This window comes from Pseudomonadota bacterium, assembly GCA_022361155.1.
Classification (GTDB): Bacteria; Myxococcota_A; Polyangia; order Polyangiales; family JAKSBK01; genus JAKSBK01.
This window is the reverse complement of the sequence record JAKSBK010000113.1, coordinates 1-11,921: the sequence shown is the minus strand read 5'-3', so window position 1 is coordinate 11,921 and position 11,921 is coordinate 1. Positions and strand designations below refer to the sequence as shown.

Below are 11,921 nucleotides of genomic sequence, written 5' to 3'. Positions count from 1 at the left end.
GAGGCTCGGCAGGATGTTTCCGTATGACTTGGGCACCGACATCGGCGTGGATGGTCCGTAGATGGCCTGAAAGAGCGTTGCATCGGCGTAGACCAGCTCCTCCAGATTGCGCCGCTCACCCTCCGAACGCTGCGTTGTATAGACGTAACGAAGCCCCAGATTGCCTGACCAGGGCATGTCGCTCAGGTCGCCGCCGAAGTCGAGCTGGGTGTACGCCCCCAAGACCCGCTCGCGGACAGTGCTGCTCGCGGGTTGTTTCAAGGCGTCGAATCCTCCGTTTTCCATGATCACCTGGTTCCAGTAGTTCGGCGGCCTCATGGGATTCGCCATGGCATAGTTCGCCTGCGCCTCCGGAGATTGGAGCCAGTTCAAGTACGAAACGTAGTCGAAGGTCTGCCACTGCCTGGGGATGTTCGCTCGCAGGTCGGAAAAGAAGTTCCCGGCATCGAAAGGCTTCAGAAGGTCGTCCCGGATGTCGGTGTGATAACCGCAATACAAACACTCTATGGGGCCGGTGCCCTGGCTGAGTGTCGGATTGTTGCTGTGATAGACGGTGTCGCTCTTGCTGCGCGCATAGCCATAGGTGCCAAACCGGAGCGTGTGCAGCCCGACATCGCCCAGCCTCAGCTCCCCGTCCAGCCGGGCCTCGTACACCGTATCCTTGACGTCGCTCCCGGTCAGGTAGGTATGGTGCGCGCGGGCTCGCGTCGAGTCTACGGTATTGAGCGGGAGGCCCGGTGGAATGTTGTGCATCGGCAGCCCCTGCGGAATGTCGAAGATCGACGGCAGCTGGCCCGGCACCGTGTTGTCGTACATCGAGGGGTTGTAGAAGCCGATCACGACCCAGCGGTCCTGGCCGCCGCCGTTGGTTGCCGCCGACGAAGTGGAAACGTCTGCCGTCAACACCAGGTTTTCGCTCGCATCCCAGCGGCCGTTGAGCCCTAGCATCCAGGTTTGGGTGGGCCGGTTGGTAGTCGCGTTGATGTAGTCGGTGGCACCCTTGTCGCTGTGGGTCAGCGAGACGAGGGTGTTGTTCTGATCGACTTGGGCATCGAGGATTTGCTCCGCCGTGTACCAATGGCCGAGGTGGCTCTGATCCGAGGTCACCTTGAAAGTGGAATACAGACCATCCAGAGTCAGCCGCACGGTATCGGACACATCGAACTGCAGCGCCGCGGTGCCACCCGTATGCACGCGTTGCTGGAAGTCGACGTTTTGGTTGTAGTTCTGCGGCGCGAAGACGCCGGTCAGGGTTCTGCCGTCCGGCAAATTGAGCGTCGTACCCGCGTTGTAGTTGCGGGTGTTGATGCGGTCGACACGCGCCTTGCGGCGCTGATGGGATAGCGAAAGCAATACCCCCAGCCGCCCGTCCAGAAACGTATTGGTGACCAGACCCGAGACCTGGGGTGTCACGCTGCCCGAGTTCGCATCGTACAGCCCCATGGCTCGGGCTACTGCCCTGAAACCCGGAAAATCGAGCGGCCGAGCCGTCCTGATGTTGATGGTAGAGCCGATGCCGCCCTCCTGCAGCATGGCCGTGGCCGCCTTGTGAACCTCGGCGCCGCTGATCAGCTCGGCCGCCAGCAGGTCGAAGCTGAACTGGCGCCCGTAGGTCTCGGTCGCCATGGTACGCCCGTTGAGCAGGGTGTTGTTGAACTGGGGTCCCAGGCCGCGCACCGTCACGAAGCGACCCTCTCCGCCGTTACGGTCGATCGACAGCCCGGCAACGCGCTGCAGCGACTCGGCTACGTTTTGATCAGGGAATTTGCCTAGATCTTCGGCGGCGATTGCATCCACGATCGCGTTCGACTCGCGCTTTACATCAGTGGCGCGGCGCAGGCTGCCACGGATGCCCCGCACGAGGATCTGCTCGGCGGGCTCTGTGCCTTGTGCCGGTCCGGCCGCGGGGCTTGCCGTTGCGGGCGTGGCCTGCACGCCGGGTGCCTGCGCGGGTTCCTGTGCCGCGCTTTGTGATGGTTGCTGTGCTGCGCCGGGCGCGTTCGCGGGCTCGCCTTCCGGCTGCTTGTCAGCGCCAGGCGGCTCCGAATGTTGTTGCGCCGATGAAGGGGAGGCGATCCCCACTACAGCCCAGACCACGCTGGGCAGCGCGACGCCAAGCAGTTGCAGCGAAGGCCGCCGAACGAAGACGATTCGTGATGTGTTGGTTGGCATACTCGAAACCAGGTTGGAGCAGAAGGTGGTAGCAAGGGCAGTGAAGATGCCCTTTGGGTCGTTTCCGCTCTTGGAGATTCTTGTCATGAATCCTGGTCTCTTGGCTGCACTTTTGAAGATATGCGGCAACCGCGCGCCAATCTCCGGTTGTGCCGCCGCCCCATTCTCGGACGGGTACCTACCGCCGGCTCAGCGCCTTGCGCAGGTGCTCGACGATTAGCGAAATCTCTTCCGACGTGACCCGAAAGTGGGGCGTGAAACGGAGCGCGTTCCGCCCGCCGTGAACGGCTCCGATGCCACCGATACGCAGTTGCTCTTCAACACTGCCAGCGCCGTAGGCTTTGTAGCTCGGGGCCAGCTCGCAGCTCACAAGCAGTCCGCACCCCTGCACGCGCCTGATGCACTCCGGGCCAAGCTCGTTTGCCAGCGCTTGAAGTCGTTGCTTCAGCTCGGCCCCGCGGTCCCGAATGTTCTGTTGCACCTCGGGTGTCACCTGTCGCAACACCTCGGTTGCTACCTCGAGACCACGCGGATTGGCCGTCATGGTGTTGCCATAGAGTCCACGACGGTAGATGCCGGCGGCCTCGGCACGCAGCGCCAGGATGGAGAGCGGGTACTGCCCGGCGTTGAGCGCCTTCGAATAGGTTTCCATATCGGGTGGATCACAGTCCTCGAAACCCGGATAGTCGACGATCGACAGCACGCCGTGGGCGCGCAATCCCGCCTGTATGGAGTCCACGAGCAGGAGCGCACCGTGCCTTCGGGTAAGCTGGCGTGCCACGTCATAAAACGCCCGCCCGATAGCGCGGCCCGGGTTTCCTTCTCCCATCACGGGCTCCATGAGCAGGCACTGAATGAAGACACCATCCGCCTCGGCTTGTTCGAACGCGCGCGCGAGGGCTTCAAGATCGTCGGGGGCTGCGGTCAGCAGGGATTGGTCTCCCTCGAACGAGGCAAGGTACCGGCGGTAGACCGCAAGCGTGGAGTCCGAGAAGTGAGCAGGCCGGTGAGTGCGACCGTGGAAGCCGCCCTTCAGCGACAGGCCGCGGATCGTACGTCCGGCGTGGCGAGCTCCTGGCTGCGTCATGGACTTGGCGTGGATGTCGGCGATGCGCAGGCCCATGGATACCGATTCCGAGCCGCTGTTCAGGCACACGAAGCGATCGTACGGGCAGCCGGATCGAGTCTGGCCTATGTGGCGTCGAATCGCCGTCATGAAGCGCAGCTGGCTCGGCGATGCCGTCATGATGTTGGCCATCACGAGTGGACGGGAGAGCGCATCCAGGACTTCCGAAGGGCTGTGGCCAAAGCCCATCATCCCGTAGCCGCCCGAATCGTGTACGACCGCCCCCTTGCTGGTCACGATCCAGGGACCCTTGGCCGCGAGCGCGACGTACGGATTGACCGCCTCGGGCGAGTAGAAGTTGAGGAAACCAGCTTGGAGCGTGCTGATTTGATCCGCTTCGTCGGCGGTCAGCAACACAGGCTGCTCGCGCCGCAGGCCCTGCCACCGCACGTGTGCCCGTTCGATGGCGTCCGGCAGTGCGGAGTCCTTTTCCATGAAGCGCAGGAGCTCGACGTCCGAGAGCCCGACCGTCTTGACGGTCCCCCCGCCAAAGCCGCGCATCTCGTGAAGCAGCGACAGCGCCGGGTGCTCGGCGGCTGCAGCCTGCGCGGGTGAGCTGAGCTTTCCACTGTGCATGGATTGTCCGCCGTGAGTACTAGCCTGAGGGAGTACGCGAGTCCAGCCACCCTAGTGCCTCGCCACAGGAATCCTGATCGTTTGGCCCCAGCCCTGGCGCCCTGTGGCGAGGCACTAGGTTTGATCGGGTACACTGCGAGAGCGCCGCAGCAGCACCAATGCCGCCCCCGTTCCGCCGTGGCGTGGCGGGGCGTTTACCACCGCCAGCACGCGTCCGCTCGAGCAACGCGCCAGCGCGTCCAACAGCGCGTCGCGCAGCACCGGCCCGCCCTGCCCGCTGCGCAGGCCGCGGCCGTGAACGATCAGAAGACAGCGCCGGCCACGCGCCCAGGCCGCTGCGATGAACCGCTGCGTCTCGTCCAGAGCTTCACGCTGGTTGAGGCCGTGCAGGTCGAGGGTGGCTTCCGGCTGCAAGGCACCTCCACGCAGCTTGCGCAGGATACGCTTGGAGACCCCGGAGGCAGACATCAGGTACGTTTCGCCGTGTCGCTCGCGTACGACGAGGCTGGCATGGCTTTGTTGCGGGGGCAGTGCGTCGGATCGCGGCCGCTCGGCGCTCGCTACCGCACCGGGGGCGTGCCGTGGCACGATGCGCGTGCCGCGACCGGAAAGCGGGCGTACGTCTTTCATTGCCTGCTCGAATGCGCCGCGCTCCGCGGTTTCGACCTTCTCCGGCCGGATGAGCTTCTTCGACATGGTGCTTGTGCCAGAAGCATAGCGCGATCGTTCATCGGAGTGCTCGGCGCCTGAACGGCTACAGCATGGCGCGACGGTATGGTGGCGGGCCTCCAGTTTGCGTTTCCTCCGGCGAGTGATTACGTTGGCGCGCCCATGATCCCTCGCTACACGCCGCCGGATTTTGCCGAGCTCTGGTCGGCTCGACGCAGGTTCCAAGCCTGGTTCGATGTCGAGCTGGCCGCATGCAGGGCCATGGAGGCTGCGGGCAGCGTCCCTGAAGGCACGGCCGAACGCGTGGTGGGTGTGCGTGACCGGATCGAGCCTTCACGCATCGAGGCGATCGAGGAGACCACGCGGCACGATGTGATCGCGTTTCTGAGCCACATCGAGGAGCTCGCCGGTCCACCCGCGCGCTGGCTGCATCTGGGCATGACCTCGTCCGACGTCTTGGATAGCTCGCTTGCACTGCTCATGCGCGACGCCGCCGATGCCCTCATCGCGCGAATGGACCGGGTGCTCGCGGCGCTTCGCAAGCGGATCGAGGAACATCGCCACACCCTCATGATGGGACGTTCCCATGGCATTCACGCCGAACCCCTCACCATGGGTGTGGTCTTGGCCGGTCATTTCAGCGAGCTGCTGCGCGGCCGGGCGCGGCTGCTCCGCGCGCGGCATGAAATCGCCGTGGGCAAGATCGCCGGCGCAGTGGGCACCTACGCACATCTCAGCCCGGAGCTCGAGCAGCAGGCGCTTTCCGAGTTGGGCCTGCGACCCGAAACCGTGGCCACGCAGGTGGTGTGTCGCGACAGGCACGCTGCCTACTTCGGCTCGCTGGCGCTGGTGGCGGCCAGCATCGAGCGCTTCGCGACCAACGTGCGCCATTGGCAGCGCAGCGAGCTGGCAGAAGCCGAGGAGGCTTTCGGCACAGGTCAGAAGGGCTCGAGCGCCATGCCTCACAAGCGCAATCCGGTGCTGAGCGAGAACCTATGTGGACTGGCGCGAGTCGTGCGATCCGCGGCGGTGCCCGCGCTTGAGAACGTTGCCCTGTGGCACGAGCGGGACATCGCTCACTCGTCCGTGGAGCGCATGATCGGACCGGATGCAACGGCCACGCTGGCCTTCATGCTCGACCGGGTGCGCCGCGTCATCGAGGGGCTGGTCATCTATCCCGAAAGGATGCGGCACAACGTCGACGCGTCGGACGGGTTGTGGGCGAGCGAGGGTATCCTGCTGGCGCTCGTACACAAGGGCCTCGAGCGTCAGCAGGCGTACGAGCTGGTGCAGCGCAATGCGATGAAGGCATTCCGCCGTGCGGGTAGTTTCCGCGACCTGCTACTGCACGACGCCGCCATCGTGCAGCACCTGAGTGCAGATGAGATCGGCGCCCAGTTCAACATCGAGCAGGCGTGCAAGTACGCCGACTCGATCATCGACAGGGCGCTTGGGATCGACAGGGCGCTTGGGATCGACAGGGCGCCTGGGATCGACAGGGCGCCCGGGATCGACAGGGCGCCCGGGATCGACAGGGCGCCTGGGAGGAAGAAGTGAGCGTGGACAGGGCAGTTCTTCGTCGAGGTCTCGGCACAACCCTCGAGCGCACAGACCTTGCCGAGCTGGGGCAGCGCTACCAGGGCAAGGTCCGCGACAACTACAGCACGGCCGGCGGCGAGCGCATCATCGTCGTCAGCGACCGCATTAGCGCTTTTGATCGCGTGCTCGGCACGTTACCGTTCAAGGGCCAGGTCCTCAATCAAGTGGCCGCATGGTGGTTCGAGCAGACCCGAGCGCTGGTGCCCAACCATGTGCTCGAAGTGCCTGATCCGAGCGCGATGGTGGTGCGGGAATGCCGTCCCTTGCAAGTCGAGATGGTGGTCAGGGGCTACCTGACCGGGGTGTCCGACACCAGCATTTGGACAGCCTACGAAAAGGGAGAGCGGGAGTTTTGCGGTCACCGTCTCCCCGATGGCTTGATCAAGCATCAGAGGCTGCCTGAACCGCTGCTCACGCCTACAACCAAGGCCGCTCATGGCGCACACGATCGCAACGTGTCGCGTGAGGAGATCGTTGGGAGCGGGACTGTCAGCGCCCGGGATTTCGATCGCGCTGCGGCCTACTCGCTGGCGCTCTTCGCGCACGGCCAAAGCGTGTGTCGCGAGCGCGGGCTAATCCTCGTGGATACAAAGTACGAATTCGGATACAGCCCCGAGGGAGAACTGCTGGTTATCGACGAGATCCACACACCGGATTCGTCTCGGTATTGGTTCGCCGACAGCTACGAGCAGCGCTGTGCTGCGGGACAGGACCCGGAGTCCTTCGACAAGGAATACGTACGCCGCTGGCTTGCTGCCCGCGGCTTTCGTGGGGAAGGCCATGTCCCGGAGATACCGGGCGACGTCCGCATCGAGGCGGCTCATCGCTACATCGAGGCCTGCGATGCTATTCGTGGGGCCGTCTTCACGCCCGATTTGGAGCCGCCGCTCGAGCGATTGCGATCGAACCTCCGCCCCTGGTTCGGTGGATCACCGTGAGAGCTCGGGTCCTTGTCACGCTGCGCAAGGATGTGCTCGATCCCCAGGGAAGCGCTGTGTGTCGGGCGCTGCAGGCTCTCGGTTTCGAAGGGGTGAGGGACGTGCGGGTGGGCAAGCTGGTGGAGCTTGACTTGGAGCCGGCCGCCGCCAGCGCGCAGCAGCTCAGGGACATGTGCGAGAAGCTGCTCGCCAACCCGGTCATCGAGGACTTTCGCTTCGAAGTTGACACGAAGTAAGGGCCGGCGGGAGAATAGCTCGTGCATTTCGGCGAGGTCTGGGCGCCGCTGGCGAGGCGCGACGCAGGATGGCCGGCGCTGGTCAGAACCGGCGAAATGGATGAGTTAATCTCCCGCGGGCCGTAAGATCGACGCTCGATGCTGCGCTGGGTTCTAGCCGTTCTGGCTGCAGGTCTATGCGTGGCGGGGATTTACTGGAAACTCGAGCGCCCTTTCAAGGCGAAGCCGCGCGCCCTCGGCTTGGAGCAGCTCGGAGAGGTGCTCGCGACGCGCCGATCCACGCAGGTGCGGCTCGAGGCCGCCACGGAACCAAGCTCGCTGCTGTTCCCCACAGGGTTGCGCCGCCCTGCTTTCGCCAACTGCTCGCCCGGCGAGGCTTTTCGCCTGCGGGAAATGCAGTGGCAACACATGGACGAGCTCGTGGGGTGCGTGGTTGTCCTGCCAGCGGACTTGGCGACCGACAAGTACGTGCTGCGACGCCAACTCCGGCGAGACCAGGAGCCGCGCGGCCTTCCGGGAGACACCGAAGCGCGCAGCCGCCGCACTACTGGCGGGCGTCGAGCCGCGTCTGGCCGGCAGACGGGGTCGGGCAGCGAGGAGGTCCGCTATCTGATACCGTTGCGCCACACACAGGCTCGGTTGTGGGTTCTGTCACCCCCGCTTGTCCCCCGGAGTCCAGAGGAACGACGCTGGCTGGCGAGCGACCGTCACGAAGGGCGCTTGCTGCGCATGCGTGAGCTCGAGACCAACATGCCAGCGTGGTTCCGACTGGCGGAGCTGCAGGACTCGTTCAAGGAGCATCGAGGCAGTGCAGTGCCCAAGGACGCAACGCTGGTAGCTGCTCAAGTCGGGGCGGATGCGGCCCAGGCCGTTCGAGGCCGCTCCTACGTCCCGGTCAGGGGGGCCGGCGGTCGCCTATTCGTAGAGCAGCCCGTCGGCGCGAGCGGCACACTGCCCCCCGTGCTCGAAGGCAAGCTGACCCCTACGACCGGCGACACGGCTTTGGAGCTTGCTCGCGCCATGGGCCAGAACGACACGGACGTGGTGGGGATCTTGCGTATCGCCCGGCCCGAACGCCGATCACCGCGCCAGCTGGCTGCAGTGTTGACGTTGGCAGCGGCCGTCCTGTGTTTCGTGTGGGTGATGCGGCGTGCCCAGCGCGCTCGGTAGCACTACCGGCTTCTCGCTGCGGTAGGGGCCTTTGGCAACAACAACCTGTGCAGATGGCACAGGACCGGGCTTCGCTGCCAGGGTTCGATGACGGCGCCTCCCAAGCGCCCGCCAAAGGGCAACTGGTCGAGGCAGGCCAGGTTCGCCGAAAACTGGCCAGGTTTGCAGGCGGCGTGGTACCAGGGTGCCAATGCGTGCAGAGCCTTCACTGCCTTTTCAGCACGAGCAACGCGTCTTTCCGACCATGCGGGAGACCATCATCCTCGTGGCGTACCTGCTGATTGCCGGCGCTGGGGCAGCTACCGTACTGGTTCCAGCGCTCGGGCAGGATGTGCCTTCGTTCGAAGCCGCGACGCAAGCCCCAGGCGTCGACACGGCCAAGCCCGCTCCCAAACCCGCCGCCAGCAGGCGGCTGCAGCAGCCTGCCGGCGGGCTCAAAGCGCAGCCGGCGAAGCCGTAGGAAACCATAGCGAGGATGGTCTTGCCCCGACGAACCTCTTGGACGCGACAGAAACCCGAGGCCGAGCAAAGAGGCCGGCTTTGCAGCGTGGTCCGTGGCGTTCGAGACCCGGCGGGGAGCAAGAATTCCTGCTGGGTTGATCACGTATTTATAAAAAAATCCGATAAATCCGAAATTCGGGGTCCGATCGGGGACGAGGCCGGGCTCCAGGCTACTGCTTTTGCGTTCATGCGTCTTGTCTACCAAAATGTAGTGTACGTGAGAAGTCGCTCCTCCCTCATGCTCGTTTGCGCGGCATGGCTGGCATTCCTCCAGTCGGAATCGGTACAAGCCTGGGCAGGCCATCCGCTGTGTGCCCTCAATCCCGACGTGCGCGACTCCCTGGTGGGACCTCCGGTCGATTGCGGTCCACGTAGCTCGTTTGCAAGCGTGCCATGGACCCATCCGATAACCATGGCCGAGGGCCGGCGCGCGCTCCTGCACGCGCGTGAGCTGATCGATGCGGGACGCTTGCCCGACGGCATCTTGCAGCTGAGGGTCGTCGAGCACGCCGTGCCGGTAATTGCGGACCGGGTCGCGCTCATGCAAGCGGACGTGTTCATGGCCCTGCAGCGATTCGAGCAGGCACTCAAGCAGTATGAGCGAGCGGCCGCCAGCATGGATCGCGCGGTGGCCGCCAAGGCTCGTGTGGGGCGGGTGCGGGCGCTGCTCGCTACCGACCGGCTCGGCGCGGAAACGGCGCTCACACAACTGCTGGACACGTATCCTGGGCTGCCCGAGCGGCTGGTCCTGCTTTGGGAGCAGGCACAGCATCGGCAGCGACGCGGCAGGCTCAGCGGCGCGGGTGCGCTCTATCGGCATATCGACGAGCATTTTCCCTGGACGGAGGTCGCTGTACAGGCGCGGCACAAGCTCAAGGAGCTGCGCAAGCGGCGGGTTTGGGTGCGTCGCTTTTCGCCGCAAGAGCTGACGCGGCGGGCTCGACGCCTGGTGCGCATGGGAAGCGCGAAGCAAGGCCAGCACGCGGTCGACAAGCTCCTTGACCACCCCTCGGCTCAGGTGCGAGCCGAAGGGCACTTGCTGCGCGCGCGCATCGCGCGGGTGCAGGGCCGCTGGGAGGATGTTCGAGCGGCGGCCCAGCGAGCGCGCACCCTCGGTGCAGATGCGGCCGCAGTGGGCCGGTTGCTCAGACCGGCTGGCTCACCTGTCGCACAGCGGATCGACGAGAACCAGGCGGCGCGCGACGCTCGGGCGCGTATCCACGCCATTCGGGGCAACAAAGCCTACCACCGGCTCAGCAACTTCCAGCTGCGCAGAGCACTGCCGCTGGCGGTAGAGGGTCGACTTGCAAGCACGGCCGATCGGTTGCTCGACGCCATGCAGCGCCGCAGCACCTTGCCAGCCAGGTACCGGTTTGATGCGGCGATGTCGGCGATCGGCGTCGCATCGGACGAGCGTGTCGCCGGCCTTCTGCGTACCCTTTTCGATGTTCGGCGCTACGCAGTGGCTGCTCGCTATCACTACGGCCGCGCGATGGAGCGTCTGGGGCGCTTCGGGGAGGCGGAAGCCGAGTACTTTCGCGTACGCGAGTACGACGAAAGCGCGACGCGCTACTACGCGCTGTGGGCGGAGCAGCGGCTATGGGCGCTTGAGAACCGGCGCTCCATGGCGTGCACCCCGGACCTGAAATGGGGTGAGGACGCGCCGGCACCCGCGGACGGTGATGCCGCCGAACCGCAGGAGTTGGTGGATGCGGACTCGCCGGTCTACACACGGCAGGCCACCGCGGGTGACACCGAGTTCATCATGCAACAGCTGAGCCGTCACCTCGATCGGGACCGGCCGCGCGGGCAGGCGGGGAGACTATCTCCCGACGTGCCAAGCGAGGAGGCGAGCGTTGCGCCGGCCGACACGCAACGGCTCATCGAGCTGATGAAGCCCGTGGTGGAAGCGCACGCCGAGGGCTACCCCTGGCTGGTGCGAGCGCTGCAGCTGGTCGAGCTGGACGAGCATGAAGCTGCGGCCGACGAGCTCAACGAGGTGTACTTGGCCTGGCGTGAGGCGCGCGGTGCACCCCGCCTGCGCTCGGGGCTCGACGCCCTGTATCGAGGGGAGGCACCGCCACCGCGTGCGGCAGACAAGGCGATCCGGAAGCTGCGGGCAGACCTTGCGCCCGCGGCTCGTGCCAGCTTGTCCAAGGCGGCTCAGCTGCTGGGCGATCCAGGCGTGTCCGCGCGCTTTGCCGGCTGGGGTCGAGTTGTCGAGCGACCTCGCGCATACGCCGAGCGCGTAGAGACGGCCGCGCGCAAGTACGATCTCGATCCCAACCTGCTGTTTGCGGTGATGCGAGTGGAGAGCATCTACAATCGTCGGATCGTATCCACGGCAGGTGCCGTGGGCTTGATGCAGATCATGCCTCGCACGGGACGATTGATCGCCGAACGTTTGGGGCGAGAGAACTTCAAGACCACCGACCTGCTCGATCCAGATACGAATCTAGAGTTCGCGGCCTGGTATCTCGCCTCGCTTCTTACACGTTTCGACAGCAGCCTGCCCCTGGCGGTCGCTGCCTACAACGGTGGCCCCCACAACGTCCGCACCTGGCTTCGAGAGCACGGCGACCGTATGCCCCTGGACGTTTTTCTGGAGCACATACCTTTCTCTCAAACCCATCGCTACGTGCGCAGGGTGCTGACCCACTACGCCGCCTACCGCGCCCAGCAGGGGCTGCCGATGACACCGATCGAAACCCAGCTGCCGCCGCTTCAGCCCGACACCGTCGTATCGTTCTGAGTCTTGGGCATCGGGTCAAAATAACATTGCCAGGTCGGCTTTGAGGCGCCCGGCCAGCAAGGCGCGCTGTCGCGCGAATACTCCCTGTATTCGAAGGCGGCGCAACACCGCTGGACGGGATGGATCGAAATCGAAGTGGCGATGTTATTTTGACCCGACGCCTTAGGGCTCACATCATTTCG

Annotated in this window: 10 protein-coding genes; 6 read left to right on the top strand and 4 right to left on the bottom strand. The window is 65.1% G+C overall.

Features of this window, described 5'->3' with window-relative positions:
- From MJD61_04060 to MJD61_04050, 3 genes are all read right to left on the bottom strand, one after another.
- A partial coding sequence (locus MJD61_04060) for a TonB-dependent receptor (GenBank protein MCG8554452.1) occupies positions 1-2,259 on the bottom strand: 2,259 nt, incomplete at its 3' end.
- A 91-nt stretch (positions 2,260-2,350) separates the two neighbouring features.
- Positions 2,351-3,874, bottom strand: a complete 1,524-nt coding sequence (locus MJD61_04055) for an aminotransferase class III-fold pyridoxal phosphate-dependent enzyme (GenBank protein ID MCG8554451.1) — start codon at positions 3,872-3,874, stop codon at positions 2,351-2,353.
- 114 nt (positions 3,875-3,988) lie between these two features.
- Complete coding sequence (locus MJD61_04050; protein MCG8554450.1) at positions 3,989-4,570, bottom strand: Smr/MutS family protein; 582 nt, start codon at positions 4,568-4,570, stop codon at positions 3,989-3,991.
- A 135-nt stretch (positions 4,571-4,705) separates the two neighbouring features.
- Here MJD61_04050 and purB point away from each other — a divergent pair, with 135 nt between their 5' ends.
- The 6 genes from purB to MJD61_04020 all read left to right on the top strand — a co-directional run bounded on the left by purB (position 4,706) and on the right by MJD61_04020 (position 11,739).
- A complete protein-coding gene (purB, locus tag MJD61_04045; protein MCG8554449.1) occupies positions 4,706-6,100 on the top strand; it encodes an adenylosuccinate lyase in 1,395 nt (464 codons plus the stop codon).
- Between the two features lie 2 nt (positions 6,101-6,102).
- Positions 6,103-7,080 carry a phosphoribosylaminoimidazolesuccinocarboxamide synthase gene (locus MJD61_04040; protein MCG8554448.1) on the top strand — a complete coding sequence of 326 codons (978 nt, stop codon included), beginning with the start codon at positions 6,103-6,105 and terminating at the stop codon, positions 7,078-7,080.
- Positions 7,077-7,316 carry a phosphoribosylformylglycinamidine synthase subunit PurS gene (purS, locus tag MJD61_04035; protein MCG8554447.1) on the top strand — a complete coding sequence of 80 codons (240 nt, stop codon included), beginning with the start codon at positions 7,077-7,079 and terminating at the stop codon, positions 7,314-7,316. The genes MJD61_04040 and purS overlap by 4 nt, the downstream gene beginning before the upstream one ends.
- Before the next feature lie 138 nt (positions 7,317-7,454).
- Entirely contained in the window at positions 7,455-8,486 is a 1,032-nt protein-coding gene (locus MJD61_04030) for a hypothetical protein (protein ID MCG8554446.1), read from the top strand.
- A 244-nt stretch (positions 8,487-8,730) separates the two neighbouring features.
- The gene (locus MJD61_04025; GenBank protein ID MCG8554445.1) at positions 8,731-8,946 is read left to right on the top strand and encodes a hypothetical protein; all 216 of its coding nucleotides are present in this window, start codon (positions 8,731-8,733) and stop codon (positions 8,944-8,946) included.
- Positions 8,947-9,204: 258 nt separating this feature from the next.
- Positions 9,205-11,739 (top strand): transglycosylase SLT domain-containing protein, encoded by a 2,535-nt coding sequence (locus MJD61_04020; protein ID MCG8554444.1) that lies wholly within the window; start codon positions 9,205-9,207, stop codon positions 11,737-11,739.
- Here the strand turns inward: MJD61_04020 and MJD61_04015 are convergent.
- Positions 11,712-11,921 (bottom strand): hypothetical protein (locus MJD61_04015; GenBank protein ID MCG8554443.1); only part of this gene is annotated, 210 nt, incomplete at its 5' end. The two genes, MJD61_04020 and MJD61_04015, sit on opposite strands and share 28 nt — an antisense overlap.

Excerpts from the sequence above, each read along its gene's own strand:
- MJD61_04055 (MCG8554451.1), bottom strand. The coding sequence starts at position 3,874 with ATGCACAGTGGAAAGCTCAGCTCACCCGCGCAGGCTGCAGCCGCCGAG.
- MJD61_04050 (MCG8554450.1), bottom strand. The coding sequence starts at position 4,570 with ATGTCGAAGAAGCTCATCCGGCCGGAGAAGGTCGAAACCGCGGAGCGC.
- purB (MCG8554449.1), top strand. The coding sequence starts at position 4,706 with ATGATCCCTCGCTACACGCCGCCGGATTTTGCCGAGCTCTGGTCGGCT.
- MJD61_04030 (MCG8554446.1), top strand. The coding sequence starts at position 7,455 with ATGCTGCGCTGGGTTCTAGCCGTTCTGGCTGCAGGTCTATGCGTGGCG.
- MJD61_04025 (MCG8554445.1), top strand. The coding sequence starts at position 8,731 with ATGCGGGAGACCATCATCCTCGTGGCGTACCTGCTGATTGCCGGCGCT.